This window comes from Arthrobacter sp. Soil761 (assembly GCF_001428325.1).
GTDB lineage: Bacteria > Actinomycetota > Actinomycetes > Actinomycetales > Micrococcaceae > Arthrobacter.
In genome coordinates, this window is the sequence record NZ_LMSF01000030.1 from 200,628 (window position 1) to 216,043 (window position 15,416).

The following is a 15,416-nucleotide window of genomic DNA, read 5'->3' on the forward strand; positions in this document are numbered from 1 at the left end:
GTTTGAGACAATGGCTGCATGCGAACTTTGGGCAGCTCCTCGTCATCTTCCAAACCCGCCCGGGGCGGTTTTTCCATGTTCCGGATCAGCGGGCCGGGCCTGATGGTCCTGGTGACGGCGTTCATTGTGGCCGTGATCTTCGCCGCAAACCAGAACGACGTGGTGGGCTGGGTTGTCGCCATCATCGCCGCCTTCTGGCTGGCACTGGCTGCGTTCGTGGTCTTCAGCATCCAGCGGGCCGCCAGGAAAGCGGGCGCAAAGCTGTCCGAAGCCCAGAGCGCCTTCAACACCGCCACCGGCCGCGTACCGGCCCGCACCTCCGCCGACCACGGCGGCACCCGGGTGGTCCACGAACGTTCCGAGGCAGACGAGGTGCGCGACCTGAAGCTGGACCATTCCTTCAAGATCGTCCAGGTGCAGGTCCGCGTGGTGGAGGAGGAGCGGGCCAAGGGCGCCGCCGCCAACCAGGACACGATCAACCGCGCCCTTGAAACCATCGAGATCACAGCCACCAACGCCCGGGACATGATCAAGTCCTCCGGCGGCAGCGGGGAGCCGGTGACCGGAACCATCATCGACTAGAGTGGAGCGGGTGAGCTCGGCATTGAACAAGGACCACCATCGCATCGCATCCGTCAACGTAAACGGCCTCCGGGCTGCCTACAAGAACGGTATGGCGGCCTGGCTTGAGCCGCGGGAAGTGGACATCCTCTGCCTGCAGGAGGTCCGAGCCCCTGACGCCGTCGTCCGGCAACTGTTGGGGGAGGACTGGCATATCCTGCACGCGGAAGCGGAAGCAAAAGGCCGTGCCGGCGTCGCCATTGCCTCCCGCCAGGAGCCCCTGGCCACCAGGAACGGCATCGGGGACGACTACTTCGCCACCGCCGGGCGCTGGGTTGAAGCCGACTTCCGCGTCCCCGACGCCGCAGGGAACCCCGTGCAGCTCACGGTTGCCAGCGCCTATGTGCATTCCGGTGAAGTGGGGACGCCCAAGCAGGATGACAAGTTCCGCTTCCTGGACGTCATGAGCACCCGCCTGCCGGAACTGACCAAGCACAGCGACCACGCCCTGGTGGTGGGCGACCTCAACGTGGCGCACACCCCCCGTGACATCAGGAACTCCAAGGGCAACCTCAAGAAGGCCGGGCACCTGCCGGAGGAACGTGCCTACTTCGACCGGTTCTTCGGTGAGGAGATCGGCTGGCATGACGTCCACCGGACCCTGGCCGGGGATGTCGACGGGCCCTACACATGGTGGTCCTGGCGCGGCAAGGCATTCGACAACGACACCGGCTGGCGCATCGACTACCACATGGCCACCCCCGAACTGGCGGCCTCCGCCATTTCGGCTGTCGTGGACCGTGCAGCCTCCTGGGACACCCGCTTCTCCGATCACGCCCCGCTGGTAGTGGATTACCAGCTCTAAGCCCGAAAGTTTTCCATGACCAGCCAGACTTCCTCCACTGCCAAGAAGCGCATCCTTTCCGGCGCCAAGCCCACCGCCGACTCCCTGCACCTGGGCAACTACATCGGTGCCGTGCGCAACTGGGTGGACATGCAGGCGGAGTACGACGCCGTCTTTTTCATCCCGGACCTGCACGCCATCACAGTGGACTTCGACCCCGCCGAGCTGGCCAAGCGGACCCGCATTGTGGCTGCCCAGTACATCGCGGCCGGCATCGACCCGGACAAGAGCATCTTCTTCGTCCAGTCCCATGTTCCCGAGCATGCGCAGCTTGCGTGGGCGCTGAACTGCATTACCGGGTTTGGCGAGGCTTCCCGGATGACCCAGTTCAAGGACAAAACCCAGAAGTCCGGCGCGGACTCCGCAACACTGGGCCTGTTCGCCTACCCCACCCTGATGGCCGCGGACATTCTCCTGTACCAGAGCGACCTCGTGCCCGTCGGCGAGGACCAGCGGCAGCACCTGGAACTGACGCGGAACCTGGCGCAGCGTTTCAATACCCGGTTCGGCCACACCTTCACGGTTCCGGAGGCCACGATCGTCAAGGAAAGCGCCAAGATCTACGACCTCCAGAATCCCAGCGCCAAGATGTCCAAGACGGGGGAGTCGCCCAACGGTGCCATCCAGCTGCTGGAGGATCCCAAGATCGCAGCCAAGCGCATCAAGTCGGCAGTGACCGACGCCGGCACGGACATCCGCTTCGACCCTGAGGAAAAGCCCGGCGTGTCCAACCTGCTGACCATCTACTCCTCGCTGACGGGCAAGTCCGTGGCGGAGCTTGAAGCCGAGTACCAGGGCAAGATGTACGGCCACCTCAAGGTTGACCTCGCCGAAGTTGTGGTGGACTTCATCACCCCGCTGCGCAACCGGACCAATGAGCTGATGGCAGATCCCGCCGAGCTTGACCGGCTGCTGGCCCTTGGCGCTGAGCGGGCCCGCGAGATCGCCTCCGTCACCCTTGCCCAGGTCTACGAGCGCATGGGCTTCCTGCCGTCCCTCAGCCTCGCGGGAGTCCGCTAGCGCCATGTCTTCGGGAAAAGTCACCGCCAGGGGAGGTGCCTGCTCTGCCGGCCAGGTGGAGCAGACCCTGGCTGACCGCTTGGGAGACCAGCCAGGCCGGAATGCGGCGGCGAACCATGAGGTGGCCCGCAGCGAAGAGGTCAGCGTGGGCGTCATCCTGGGCTTTCCAGCAGACATCGCCGAAGAGCTGCAGCGCTGGCGGGCGTCGTTCGGTGACCCGCTGGCGGACGTGGTACCGGCCCACATTACGCTGGTCACCACCACCCCCACCCAGGACTGGGAAGCGACCCTCCGGCATGTCCGCGAAGTGGCCCGCTGCCAGAGCCCGTTCATGGTGACCATCGCCGGGACCGGAACTTTCCGGCCCGTTTCCCCCGTAGTCTTCATCAATGTGGAGGACGGGTTCGAGCACTGCGTGGACCTGCACCGCAGGCTCCAGCAGGGCCCACTCCACCGTGAACTGCCCTTTGCCTACCATCCGCACGTCACCATCGCCCACGACGTCGCCCCGGAAAGCCTTGACGAGGCCGAAACGGTGCTGAAGAACTACAAGGCCACCTTCCCTGTGGTTAGCATGGGACTCTACGAGCACGATGCCGACGGCATCTGGCAGCTACGGGAAGAGCTGGACTTTGGGACCGAAACTGACAACAACGCCGGCACCCGGTTCACGGACGCTGCCGCGGACACCCCAACCGACGCAGGGTAACCAGCAGCCGCTGCCCACCGAGCAGGCCAGGCTGAAGCTGGAGGTCATCCAAAAGCGGATGGAATGGAACCGGGCGCGCAGGTCCGGCAAAAAATTCGGTGCCCTGATGGCCTTGGTTCAGTGGCTCACCGCCCGCCTGAACGTCCTGCGCCCCATGCGCGCCTTCCGGCACTACACCCTCCACTACGGGCCGCTGATGAGCGCCGGCATCGGCTTCAACATGGTTTTCTCCGTCACAGGCCTGCTGGCCACCGGCTTCTCCATCGCCGGGCTGGTCCTCAGTGGCCAGCCGGCGCTGCTGGACACCGTTATCGGCAGCGTGGCCGCCAGCGCACCGGGCCTACTGAAAGTCAACGGCGGACCGGGGCTGGTGGACCCCAAGGACATGCTGGATCCCAACGGCCTCGGCTGGACCGCGGTCATCGGTGCGCTGGTAACGGTGGTCACATCACTCGGTTGGATCAACGGCCTCCGGGACGGCCTGCGCGGCGTCCTGCAGCTGCCGCCGCTGATCGTCAATCCCATCGTGATGAAGCTGCGCGACGCCGGAACCCTGCTGCTGCTGGGCGTGGCCCTGGTGATCAGCGGCGGTGCATCGCTGGTGTTCGGCACACTGGCGGGTTGGGTAGCGGACTTCCTGCACCTCAGCGACGCCTTGGCCGGCCCGCTGACCACCTCCGTCAAAATCGTCGTCCCGCTGGTCCTGAACTGGGTCACGGCGCTGATCATGTTCCGGTTGGCCGCGGGGCTCAAGCTGTCCCGCCAGGCACTGGTCGAAGGCACCGTCCTGGCCGCCGTGGGCACCACCATACTGCAGATCTTCAGCACTGAACTTCTTGGCGGGGCCAGCCGCAATCCCATCCTGGCGCCGTTTGCCATCATCATCGGCCTGCTCATCTGGTTCAACCTCGTCAGCCAGGTCTACCTTGTCTCGGCAGGATGGGCGGCCGTCCGTGAAGCGGACCTGGAGTCGGACGCTCCTCCGCGCAAGACGATCCTCGGCGCACGCCGAACCACGCCCCAAACCTGACGCGCGCCCGGCCGTAGAATTGTCCGGCCCTCCAGCACAGCGACGTCAGGGGGCCGGCACCAGACCTTCCCACGCAACGGTCCAGCCGGGCGGAAAGCCCGGAGCGTGGCGGTCCGGGCCGTGGTCCCAGCCGGCAGCCATCAGCGCGGCCGCGGCAAGGAGCCCCCCGTTGCCTGGAAGGTACAACGGCAAGGAGTCCGTCTGCCGGTTGTGACCGTTCGTCAGGACTGTGTTCTTACCGGCCTCCTGCAGGAGCGCGTCGACGGCGTACTCCGGGTCCCCGAGCCGGGCAGCGGTCATCGCCATCACCGGGTAGTCCCACCCCCATGTGGTGGTCCAGTCCCAGTCGGCCAGGACATCCTCAAGGGTGGCCCGCATGACTGCCTCATCGATCAGGTCTGTCAGCGGCAGGACGCCCAGTGCGCAGAGCATCGAGGGATGGTCCGTCCTGATGGTGAAGGGCTCCACGTCCATTGCCGCATAGACGCCGTCGACTACGCGCGGGCGCACCAGCCCGTCAGCAACCTCCTGCCAGCATGCAACGGGCTCGAGGCCCAACCGTTCCCGCCAGGCGGCGGCAGTCCTGAGGCCCCACTGCCAGTAAGCGAGTTCGAACGTCGGGTTTTTGATCTTCGCCCGCATGGACCCATAGCTCTCCTGTGCGGGTATGAGCGGCGGCCCAAGTTCGAAACCCCTCGGGGTGCGATGGGCGAAGCCCGCCATGAACGCGGCGGTTTCGAACACGATGTCAGCGAACTCCTCCAGCACGTCAGGGCCCGGATTGGCCCGGTATAGCAGCTCGGCCAAATGGATGGGATGCGGCTGCTGCCAAATCAGGAACGTCCCGATCGGGCTGGGGCTCTCCCTGCCGTCCGGGCCTACCTGCTTGGGCCAGCGGGCGCCGTCGAAGCCCTGCGCCCGGGCGGTTTCCCGCGACGTTTCCAGCACCGTTGAGTACCAGCGCAGGGAGGGGAGGAGGAGCTCCGTCCGGTTCCAGTGCGCAAAATGGGCGGCGTGCCACCAATGCATCTCCAGGTGGAAGCGGCCGCGCCACGAGCTGCACACCAGGCCTGTTTCCTGCGGCGGCAGCGATCCGGAGCAGTTGACGGCCGTCAGGTACTGGGAGAGGACAATCCGGCGTTCGAGCTCCCTGGCCCGTGGGTCCGGCGTGGCAGCCAGCTCGATGGCACCTCCGGACGACCAGAACCTGGGCCAACGGTCCATGGAGGCGGCTGCAACGTTGCTGCCGGGCTGGTTTGCGCTGGGAACCGACGGCGCCGAAGGGGAAGGCCCGACGGCGGGACCCGCATGGCGGCCAACGCCCGCCTTGCCTGCCACTCTGGAAAGGCCCGCACCGCCCCGGGGGATACAGTCCCCGTCCGCGGCGGATATGAACTCAATGGACAGGTCCAGCGCCTCGGTGCTCGAGTGGACATCCGGCCGTATGCGCAGGTGGTGCGCCCCGGTCTGCTCCACGACCAGGCCTTGGCCGGTGATCACCACGCGGTAGCGCGCGTTGTCCAGTTCGCGGTCCACCGTCCAGCTGCTGGCCCCTGCATGGGATACTGCAGGTTGCGGTCCGTTGAGGATGGTGGTGTGGGCGCCCGGCAGATCCCACCCGGCGCCGTTGTGCCACGCCTCGGAGCCGTACGGGAAGTCGATGCCGATCACCAGGCCGTCACCCAGCGCGGGTGACTCCACCCGAATGCCTAGTTCGTCGCGGTCCGGATGGCAGGCTGTGGTGACCGTGGCCTGGTGGCCGGCGATGGCGAAGGTGCTGGTGACGATGCCCGTCCAAAGATCAAGAATCTGGCTGGCGTGGGAAAGCTCGCTGCTGCTGATGGGCCGGCTGGTCCCGTCCTGCAGCAGCTGGAAACCGATGCGTCCCAGATCCAGGCGGTGCGGGTTTGCCCGCAGCCATGCTTCGGCCGTTGAGGTGCCTGTCTCACGGTCATTGACGATGTCCCCCACCATGTCCACGTACGGCACCGGACCACGTGGGGAGTCGTAGAGGACCGTGGAACCTGCCAGGCTGTAACGATCGCCGCCAGGCATGGAGTGCCAGCCCCAGGTGGATTGGGTGCCCAGCAGCGTTCCCGGGGGAAGCGAGTCCTCACGGGGCCCCACGGGGTACTCGGCTGGCAGGCATTGAAGGCCCGTGAGGTCCATGGTGAAGGCAAACTCCCCGTTGCCCACTGAGACAGGGCTTCGCGGATCAAGACTTTGCTGACGAACGTTGTGCCGCCGGACCAGCGCCTTCCTGTCAATCTGCTTGTGCCGCCGGTGGGACGTGGTCGTGGCCTCCGGCCGTACGGTGCTGGCGTGGCTGTGCACGGTGCACGCCCTCCTTACAGGTGTGTGGTGACTGATGCCGCGAAATGTCCGGGCATGGCCAGCGCGCCTCCCCGGAACGCGGCACCGGGGAGAAAGCGGTTTCTGGCGATTCCATCCTTGGCGGGTTCCACAGCGCTGTCAAGGGGCCGCCATGTGAAATCGTGCGCCGAGAACTCCAGGTCGATAACCGGTACGGAAACCATGACGGGATCCTATTGACGGGCTTTGCCCGCCGTTGATACGTTTCACGAAACCGCTTTCTCTCGCTCACCCACCCTTCTCACCAAGGAAGAAGCTTGCCCAATGACGCGCCCTGCTACCGGAACAATCCGTAAATCCCTTGCCGTCCTCTCGGCCGCAGCCCTTCTGGCCGTGACGGCCGGCTGTTCCAGCCCGTCGTCCAACAAGGCCGGGGACGGGCCCGTGGAGATCCGCTTTTCCTGGTGGGGCAATGCCGGCCGGGCCGAGCTGACCAACAAGGCCATTGCCGAGTTTGAGGCCGCCAACCCCAACATCAAGGTCAAGCCGGAATATGGCGACATCAGCGGCTACTTCGACAAGCTCGCAACCCAGATGGCCGCCAACGACGCGCCGGATGTCATCACCATGGGGGGCGCCTACCCCGCCGAATACGCAAACCGCGGCGCGTTGCTGGACCTGACCACGGTGCAGGGCTCACTGGACCTGTCAAGGATCGACCAGGGCGCCCTGGAAAACGGACAGGTCAAGGGCAAACAGTACGGCGTTTCCACCGGCGCCAACGCACTGGCCATTGTGGCCAATCCCGCCGTCTTCGCGGCGGCAGGGGTTCCGCTGCCAGATGACAGCAGCTGGAGCTGGGACGACTTCGCCAGGATTGCCGGTGACATCACCGACAAGAGCCCCCGGGGCACCTACGGAACTGCAACCGTGCTCACCCATGACTCCCTGGACGCCTTCGCCCGCCAGCGCGGCGAATCCCTGTACACCCAGGACGGACAGCTGGGACTGGGCAAGCAAACGGTGCAGGACTACTTCCACTACTCGCTGAAGCTTAGTGAATCCGGTGCCGCTCCGAGTGCTTCGGAGACGGTGGAGAAGCTCAATGTCAGCACTGAGCAGACCCTCATGGGCATGGGCAAGGCCGCAATGATGCTCACGTGGAGCAATTCACTGACCGCCCTCAGCAAAGCCTCCGGCGCAGACCTGAAACTGCTCAAGCTACCGGGGGAGAAGCCCACCCCGGGGATCTGGCTGCAGTCCTCGCAGTTCTACACCATCTCCGCACGCAGCAAGCACACGGACGCTGCCGCCAAGCTCGTGAACTTCCTGGTCAACAACCCGGCCGCGGCCAGGATCATCCAGAGCGACCGGGGCATCCCTGGCAACTCCGACATGCGCGCCGCCATCCAGGACATGCTCACCCCTCAGGGCAAGGTGGAGGCGGAGTACATCAACCAGATCGGCAAGATGGATTTCGCCCCAACGTACATCGGCCCCACCGGGTCAACCGCCGTCTCGGAGATCACCGCCCGGATCAACACGGACGTCCTTTTCAAGCGGGTCACGCCGGACAAGGCAGCCGAACAGTGGATCAGCGAGAGCAAGGCGGCTATCGGCAAGTAGGGCCGGCCAAACTGGCCGGGGAGGGTCAGGCAGGTGCGGCGTCGAGGTACTGGTCCGCCCAGGCGGCGATGATCCTGGCCGCCCGTGCGGCCTGGCCCTTGCCGGTGAGCAGGTGGTCGCTGCCCTCAAGGGACACGAAGTTCCTCGGATGCCTGGCCGTCTGGAAGATGGTGCTGGCATTCTCGATTCCCACGGTGTTGTCGGTGGGGGAGTGCAGCACCATCAGGGGCTTGTGCAGCTGCTTGATGCAGTCCGTCAGGTCCGCGTTCTCCAGGTCCTCCACGAAGTGCCGGCGGATCTCCACCCGCTTGCCTCCGAGGTCAACTTCGGCGCTGCCCTCGCTCAGGATCCTGTCCAGCGCGGCATCGAAAACGTGGGCCACATGCTTGGGGGAAAAGGGCGCTCCCACGGTGGCAACGGCGTCGAGCTCCGGAATCTCCCGCGCTGCGGCAAGAACCGCGGCGCCGCCGAACGAGTGGCCCACCAGCAGGGAGATCTCCTTGCCCTGACTGCGCATGAACTCCGCGGCCTTCACCGTGTCTGCCACCTTGTGACTGAAGGAGCCCGCGGACCATTCCCCGGCGGAGCCGCCCAGGCCCAGGTTGTCGAAACGAAGCATGCCGATGCCGCTGTCCGCCAGCGCCTTGCACATCCGCGCTGCGGAGGGGCTGTCCTTGCCCAGCGTGAAACCGTGCGAGAAGACACCCCAGCCCTTGACGGGGCCCTCCGGGACGTCAATGATGCCGGACAGCATCTCGCCGGTGGAACCGGCAAAGGACACTTTTTCGGAGCGGGACAAGGAGGACCCCTTTCTGCTGAAACGACGACGGCGCCCCCACCACGTGTGGTGAGCGACGCCGTCGGCCGTTATATCTGTTGGTGAACGAGCCTAGATCTTGCGGGCCAGGATGGCCTGCTTGACTTCCGCAATGGCCTGCGTGACCTGGATGCCGCGGGGGCATGCCTCGGAGCAGTTGAAGGTGGTGCGGCAGCGCCACACGCCTTCCTTGTCGTTGAGGATCTCCAGGCGCATGTCGCCGGCATCATCACGGGAATCGAAGATGAAGCGGTGTGCGTTGACGATCGCGGCGGGGCCGAAGTACTGCCCATCCGTCCAGAACACGGGGCAGGAGGACGTGCACGCGGCGCAGAGGATGCACTTGGTGGTGTCGTCAAAGCGCTCCCGGTCCTCCGCGGACTGGAGGCGTTCCCGGGTGGGCTCGTGGCCCTTGTTGATCAGGAAGGGCATGACTTCGCGGTACGACTGGAAGAAGGGCTCCATGTCCACGATCAGGTCCTTCTCCACCGGCAGACCCTTGATGGGCTCCACGGTGATGGGCTTGGACGTGTCCAGGTCCTTCAGCAGCGTTTTGCAGGCAAGGCGGTTGCGGCCGTTGATGCGCATGGCGTCAGAGCCGCACACACCGTGGGCGCAGGAGCGGCGGAAGGACAGGGTGCCGTCCATCTCCCACTTCACCTTGTGCAGGGCATCCAGGACACGGTCCGTGCCGTACATGGTCAGGTGGAAATCATCCCAGGTGGCTTCCTCGGAAACCTCCGGGTTGTACCTGCGGACCCGCATGTGGACGTCGAACGTGGGGATTTCCCCGGCCCCGCCAACGCCGGCAGGAAGTTCAACCTTTGAGGCTGGCTCAGCGATTTCAGCGGTCATCTTAGTACTTCCTCACCATCGGCTCGTAGCGGGTAAAGACAACCGGCTTGGTGGCGAGGCGGATACCGGCGATTGACTCCGCCGATCCGTCAGCCGGCGCATGGTCATCCTTGTACGCCATGGAGTGCTTCATGAATTTCTCGTCGTCACGCTCGGGGAAGTCCTCGCGGAAGTGTCCGCCGCGGGATTCCTCACGGTGCAGGGCGGCCACGGTCATGACCTTGGCCAGTTCCAGCAGGAAGCCGAGCTCAACGGCCTCGAGCAGGTCCAGGTTGAAGCGCTTGCCCTTGTCCTGGACGTTGATGCGCTTGTACCGCTCCTCGAAGGATGCGATGTCGCGCAGCACCTGGTTCAGGGTGTCCGCCGTACGGAATACCTGCATGTTGGCGTCCATCGTGTCCTGCAGTTCCTTGCGGATCTGCGCCACCTTTTCGTCGCCGGTGCCGTTGCGGGCAATGTCCAGCAGTTCGGTGGTGTAGGCCAGCGGGTTCTCCGGCAGTTCCACGAACTGGGCGGTCTTGGCGTATTCCGCGGCAGCGATGCCGGCACGCTTGCCGAACACGTTGATGTCCAGGAGCGAGTTGGTGCCAAGACGGTTGGAACCGTGGACGGACACGCAGGCCACCTCGCCGGCGGCGTAGAGCCCGGGGACCACGGTGTCGTTGTCCTGGAGCACTTCGGTTTCGATGTTCGTGGGGATGCCGCCCATCGCGTAGTGCGCGGTGGGGAACACGGGCACCGGCTCGGTGTATGGTTCCACGCCCAGGTAGGTGCGGGCGAACTCGGTGATGTCCGGCAGCTTCGCATCGATGTGCGCCGGCTCCAGGTGGGTCAGGTCCAGGAGGACGTAGTCCTTGTTCGGGCCGCAGCCGCGGCCTTCGCGGACTTCGTTGGCCATGGAGCGGGCCACGATGTCGCGCGGTGCCAGGTCCTTGATGGTGGGGGCGTAGCGCTCCATGAAGCGCTCACCCTCCGAGTTGCGGAGGATGGCACCTTCACCGCGGGCGGCCTCGGACAGCAGGATGCCCAGCCCGGCCAGGCCGGTGGGGTGGAACTGGAAGAACTCCATGTCCTCCAGGGGGATGCCGCGGCGGAAGGCGATGCCCATGCCGTCACCGGTCAGGGTGTGGGCGTTGGACGTGGTCTTGAAGACCTTGCCGGCGCCACCGGAGGCGAACACCACGGACTTGGCCTGGAACACGTGCAGTTCACCGGAGGCGAGGTCGTAGGAGACGACGCCGGCCACGCGCTTCTGCTTGTAGGGCGTCCCGTCTTCGCGGACAGCATCCTCTTCGACCGTCAGCAGGTCCAGGACGTAGTACTCGTTGTAGAACTCAACGTTGTGCTTGACGCAGTTTTGGTACAGGGTCTGCAGGATCATGTGGCCGGTGCGGTCCGCGGCGTAGCACGCACGGCGGACCGGAGCCTTGCCGTGGTCGCGGGTGTGGCCACCGAAGCGCCGCTGGTCGATGCGGCCCTCGGGGGTGCGGTTGAAGGGCAGGCCCATCTTTTCCAGGTCCAGCACGGCGTCGATGGCTTCCTTGGCCATGACCTCCGCGGCGTCCTGGTCAACCAGGTAGTCGCCGCCCTTGACGGTGTCGAACGTGTGCCATTCCCAGTTGTCTTCCTCGACATTGGCAAGGGCTGCGCACATGCCACCCTGGGCCGCACCTGTGTGCGAGCGGGTGGGGTAGAGCTTGGTCAGTACTGCTGTGCGCGCGCGCTGACCGGACTCGATCGCGGCGCGCATGCCAGCGCCACCGGCACCGACGATGACGACGTCGTACTTATGGACCTGCATACCAGACGCTCTTTCTCTCAAAATTCGCTATAAAACAACGGGGCGGCTTTGCCTGCTCCGCAAAACAGGGCCCGCGGAAAAGCCCGCGGGCCCGGGGTTGTGCCAGTTCTAGGCAGGGCAGAATCCACCCGGAAGGGCAACGCCGTTCACCACGGGGCACGGGTTGAAGGTGAAGATGACCAGCGTGCCGAGGAGGATGATGACGACGGCGGCCGCGTAGAGGACGGTCTTCAGCCAGCGGCGGGTGGACGTCTTCTCTGCGTAGTCGTTGATGATGGTCCGGACGCCGTTGGTGCCGTGCAGCATTGCCAGCCAGAGCATGGCCAGGTCCCAGAACTGCCAGAACGGGTCTGCCCACTTGCCGGCCACGAAGCCGAAGTCAATGGCGTGGATGCCTTCGCCTACCATGAGGTTCACGAACAGGTGGCCGAAGATGAGGACCACCAGCACTACGCCGGAGAGACGCATGAACAGCCAGGCGATCATCTCGAAGTTGCCCCGTGAGCCGCTGCTGCGGCGGTACTGGGGGGCGATCCGCCCGCTGCGGGGGCTCTCGATCGTTGCAGTCATGGCTTAGTGACCTCCGAGGGCGAGGGACAGGTGGCGGATGGAGAAGGCGACCATGGTCACGACCCAAAGGGCCAGGACTGCCCACAGCATCTGCCGCTGGTACTTTGCGCCCTTCTTCCAGAAGTCGACCGCAATGATCCGCAGGCCGTTGAAGGCGTGGAACACGATCGCGGCAACAAGGCCGGTCTCGCCCAGCGCCATCAGGGGGTTCTTGTAGGCGCCGATCACAGCGGTGTAGGCCTCCGGTGACACACGCACCAAGGAGGTGTCCAGGACGTGGACCAACAAGAAGAAAAAGATCACTACACCGGTAATGCGGTGTCCTACCCAGGACCACATGCCTTCACGGCCGCGGTACAAGGTGCCAGCTGGTTTTGTCGGCACTGATAAACCTCCCTGCAACACAGCGGCGCTGGCATGAGATCCATGCGGGGGGAACGCCTGCTGCGAGAGCACTCGTAGCTCAGGCCTAAATCTAGGCTCCGCTAACAGCTTATTCAATTTCGGAGATTCTTGGTGCCCAGTACTGGAGCGGATTTTCCGGGGAAATGAGACGAACGCCACATCCCTGCAGGCTTTTGGGTACGACGGCGCCGCAAAACGCAGGTCTGATGTGTCGCCAAAGGAGCCGGTTGGGGCCGTTCCGCTAAAGTAGCCGTGATGAGTACAGACAAAGTGACAAGCCCGGCTTCACCCCTTGACCGCTTCATCGCGGTGATTCCGGCAGGCGGAGTGGGGACCCGCCTCTGGCCCCTGTCACGTGCAGCAGCTCCCAAGTTCCTTCACGATCTCACGGGATCGGGCAGCACGTTGCTGCGCGCCACCTATGACCGGCTGCACCCTTTGGCGGGCAACCGAATGCTGGTGGTGACCGGCCGGGCGCACCGCGACGCCGTATGCCGCCAGCTGCCCGAGGTGCAGGACGCCGACCTTGTCCTCGAGTCAGAGCCAAAGGACTCCGCTGCCGCCATCGGCCTTGCGGCGGCGATCCTGCACGAGCGCGATCCCGACACCATCATGGGTTCCTTCGCAGCCGACCAGGTGATCAGCCCGGATGATCTGTTCCAGCAGGCCGTCCGCGAAGCCATCCACACCGCTGCCACCGGCAAGATCGTCACCATCGGCATCAAGCCCACGCACCCGTCCACCGGCTTCGGCTACATCCGCTCCGGCAAGGCCCTGCACATTGAAGGCGCGCCCAGCGCCCACGACGTGGTGGAGTTCGTCGAAAAGCCGGACGAAATGGTGGCCCAGCAGTACGTGGACAGTGGCGACTACGTGTGGAACGCCGGCATGTTCGTGGCACCGGTGGCGTTGATGCTCAAGCACCTTGAGGCGAACCAGCCCGAACTGTTCCAGGGGCTGCAGGAAATCGCCCGGGCGTGGGACACCCCCCAGCGCGACGAGGTCACGGCACGCATCTGGCCCACCCTGCCGAAGATCGCCATCGACTACGCGGTGGCCGAGCCCGCCGCCGAAGCCGGGGACGTCGCCGTCGTTCCCGGAACTTTCCGCTGGGACGATGTTGGCGACTTCGCCTCCGTTGGCCGCCTCAACAGTGCCAAGGAAGTGGACGACGTCACCGTCCTCGGCGAAGGTGCCCGCGTGTTCACCGAGAACTCAAGCGGCGTTGTGGTTACCGACACCAAGCGCGTGATCGCCCTGATCGGCATCCAGGACGTGGTCATCGTGGATACCCCGGACGCTTTGCTGGTGACCACCATGGCCAATTCCCAGCGCGTCAAGGCTGCCGTCGACGCACTTAAGGCAAGCGGCGACACGGACGTCCTCTGACCCGGAACCTGCCGGCGCCACCGGTGCCGGCAGGTTCCGGAATGTAATGAGGCGTCAGTGAATGGGCACTAAAGCCGGCACCCTCGCTAGAGTGAAACAGTGCGCAACTACACTACTGAAGCCGAGCCCACCGCCCTGGTGGCTCCCTGGCTCGAACCGCTTTTGCCGGAACTGATCGAATTCCGGCGGGACCTGCATGCGCACCCGGAGCTGTCCTTCAAGGAGTTCCGCACCACGGACAAGCTTGCCGAGCGGCTCGAAGCCGCCGGCCTAAGTCCCCGCCGCCTGGAAGGCACCGGGCTGACCGTGGACGTGGGCGAAGGTCCCATCGCCACGGCGCTGCGCGGCGACATTGACGCCCTGCCCATCATCGAGGAGACGGGCCTGCCGTTCGCGTCGAAGCATCACGGCGTCACGCACGCCTGTGGCCATGACGTGCACACCACCACCATGCTGGGCATCGCCCTGGTATTGAACCGGATGCACCAGGAGGCACCCCTTGGGGCCACCGTCCGGATCATCTTCCAGCCTGCCGAGGAAACGATGCCCGGCGGCGCGCACGCCTGCATCGAACAGGGCGTCCTGGAGGGCGTCCCCCGGATCCTGGCCCTGCATTGCGACCCCCGGATTGAGGTGGGCAAGGTGGGAACGCGGATTGGTGCCATTACCTCGGCTTCGGACACCATCCGGATCGAACTCTCCGGCCGTGGCGGCCACACGTCGCGCCCGCACCTCACCGAGGATCTGGTGTTCGCGCTGGCCCAGATCGCCGTGAACGTACCGGCCGTGCTGTCCCGCCGGGTGGACGTCCGCAGCGGCGTCTCCGTGGTGTGGGGCCAGATCACCGCGGGCTCGGCACCCAATGCGATTCCCGGCAGCGGCTACATGGCCGGGACCATGCGCTGCCTGGACCGCGACGCTTGGCACGCTGCCGGCGAACTCCTTGACGAAGTGGTCCACCAGGTGGCCGCACCGTACGGCGTGGACGTCCACCTGGAGCACACCAGGGGGGTGCCGCCGGTGGTGAACTCGGAACACGAGACAGCCATCATCGAAGCTGCCGCCCGGGCCGAAATCGGCGAGAGCGCCGTGGTGCTGACGCCGCAGTCCATGGGCGGCGAGGATTTTGCCTGGTTCCTGGCGGAACTTCCGGGAGCCATGATGCGGCTGGGCACCAAGACGCCGGGCGGTGAGGACTACGACCTCCACCGCGGCGATTACATCCTGGACGAGCGCGCCCTTGGCCTGGGCATCCGGGTCCTCACCGCAGCGGCGCTGCGGACCATCCGGGACCTCGAGCAGGCACCGCTTCCGTAACCTCTTTGGCCTGGGGGCGCGCCTGGCAGAGCCCGGCCGGAAAGATGCCCTGCCGCCGTCGTTCGCATGCCGACGGCGGCGCAACAGGGGCTGCCCCAC

15 protein-coding genes are annotated in these 15,416 nt (G+C 65.4%); 8 read left to right on the forward strand and 7 right to left on the reverse strand.

Annotated elements, in window-relative coordinates:
* Window positions 1-18 precede the first annotated feature (18 nt).
* The 5 genes from ASG79_RS19615 to ASG79_RS19635 are packed head-to-tail and all read left to right on the forward strand — an operon-like array spanning window position 19 to window position 4,224.
* The gene (locus tag ASG79_RS19615; RefSeq protein WP_056393451.1) at window positions 19-582 is read left to right on the forward strand and encodes a hypothetical protein; all 564 of its coding nucleotides are present in this window, start codon (window positions 19-21) and stop codon (window positions 580-582) included.
* Window positions 583-592: 10 nt separating this feature from the next.
* Window positions 593-1,426 (forward strand): exodeoxyribonuclease III, encoded by an 834-nt coding sequence (locus ASG79_RS19620; protein WP_056393599.1) that lies wholly within the window; start codon window positions 593-595, stop codon window positions 1,424-1,426.
* A 15-nt stretch (window positions 1,427-1,441) separates the two neighbouring features.
* On the forward strand, window positions 1,442-2,485 hold the full coding sequence (trpS, locus tag ASG79_RS19625; RefSeq protein ID WP_018770224.1) for a tryptophan--tRNA ligase: 1,044 nt from the start codon (window positions 1,442-1,444) through the stop codon (window positions 2,483-2,485).
* Window positions 2,486-2,489: 4 nt separating this feature from the next.
* A complete protein-coding gene (locus ASG79_RS19630; RefSeq protein ID WP_235509878.1) occupies window positions 2,490-3,194 on the forward strand; it encodes a 2'-5' RNA ligase family protein in 705 nt (234 codons plus the stop codon).
* Window positions 3,195-3,252: 58 nt separating this feature from the next.
* Window positions 3,253-4,224 carry a YihY/virulence factor BrkB family protein gene (locus ASG79_RS19635; RefSeq protein WP_200953197.1) on the forward strand — a complete coding sequence of 324 codons (972 nt, stop codon included), beginning with the start codon at window positions 3,253-3,255 and terminating at the stop codon, window positions 4,222-4,224.
* A 45-nt stretch (window positions 4,225-4,269) separates the two neighbouring features.
* Here the strand turns inward: ASG79_RS19635 and ASG79_RS19640 are convergent, their stop codons facing one another.
* The gene (locus ASG79_RS19640; RefSeq protein ID WP_056393453.1) at window positions 4,270-6,558 is read right to left on the reverse strand and encodes a hypothetical protein; all 2,289 of its coding nucleotides are present in this window, start codon (window positions 6,556-6,558) and stop codon (window positions 4,270-4,272) included.
* A gap of 14 nt (window positions 6,559-6,572) precedes the next feature.
* Window positions 6,573-6,761: a hypothetical protein gene (locus ASG79_RS19645; protein ID WP_056393454.1), complete on the reverse strand. Its 189-nt coding sequence runs from the start codon at window positions 6,759-6,761 to the stop codon at window positions 6,573-6,575.
* A gap of 100 nt (window positions 6,762-6,861) precedes the next feature.
* Between ASG79_RS19645 and ASG79_RS19650 the strand changes: the two genes are divergently transcribed.
* Window positions 6,862-8,163, forward strand: coding sequence for an ABC transporter substrate-binding protein (locus ASG79_RS19650; RefSeq protein ID WP_056393455.1), 1,302 nt, complete (start codon window positions 6,862-6,864; stop codon window positions 8,161-8,163).
* Between the two features lie 25 nt (window positions 8,164-8,188).
* Here ASG79_RS19650 and ASG79_RS19655 read toward each other — a convergent pair whose 3' ends face one another.
* From ASG79_RS19655 to sdhC, 5 genes are all read right to left on the reverse strand, one after another.
* On the reverse strand, window positions 8,189-8,962 hold the full coding sequence (locus ASG79_RS19655) for an alpha/beta hydrolase family protein (protein WP_018770219.1): 774 nt from the start codon (window positions 8,960-8,962) through the stop codon (window positions 8,189-8,191).
* Between the two features lie 90 nt (window positions 8,963-9,052).
* Window positions 9,053-9,835: a succinate dehydrogenase iron-sulfur subunit gene (locus ASG79_RS19660; protein WP_056393456.1), complete on the reverse strand. Its 783-nt coding sequence runs from the start codon at window positions 9,833-9,835 to the stop codon at window positions 9,053-9,055.
* Window position 9,836: 1 nt separating this feature from the next.
* Window positions 9,837-11,636, reverse strand: coding sequence for a succinate dehydrogenase flavoprotein subunit (gene sdhA / locus ASG79_RS19665; RefSeq protein ID WP_018770217.1), 1,800 nt, complete (start codon window positions 11,634-11,636; stop codon window positions 9,837-9,839).
* Window positions 11,637-11,744: 108 nt separating this feature from the next.
* On the reverse strand, window positions 11,745-12,206 hold the full coding sequence (locus ASG79_RS19670) for a succinate dehydrogenase hydrophobic membrane anchor subunit (protein ID WP_018770216.1): 462 nt from the start codon (window positions 12,204-12,206) through the stop codon (window positions 11,745-11,747).
* A 3-nt stretch (window positions 12,207-12,209) separates the two neighbouring features.
* Entirely contained in the window at window positions 12,210-12,590 is a 381-nt protein-coding gene (sdhC, locus tag ASG79_RS19675) for a succinate dehydrogenase, cytochrome b556 subunit (RefSeq protein ID WP_081620212.1), read from the reverse strand.
* A 276-nt stretch (window positions 12,591-12,866) separates the two neighbouring features.
* Here sdhC and ASG79_RS19680 point away from each other — a divergent pair, with 276 nt between their 5' ends.
* Both ASG79_RS19680 and ASG79_RS19685 read left to right on the forward strand, forming a co-directional pair.
* Window positions 12,867-14,000: a mannose-1-phosphate guanylyltransferase gene (locus ASG79_RS19680; protein WP_056393457.1), complete on the forward strand. Its 1,134-nt coding sequence runs from the start codon at window positions 12,867-12,869 to the stop codon at window positions 13,998-14,000.
* Between the two features lie 99 nt (window positions 14,001-14,099).
* On the forward strand, window positions 14,100-15,317 hold the full coding sequence (locus tag ASG79_RS19685; RefSeq protein ID WP_056393458.1) for an amidohydrolase: 1,218 nt from the start codon (window positions 14,100-14,102) through the stop codon (window positions 15,315-15,317).
* The last annotated feature ends 99 nt before the right edge of the window (window positions 15,318-15,416 follow it).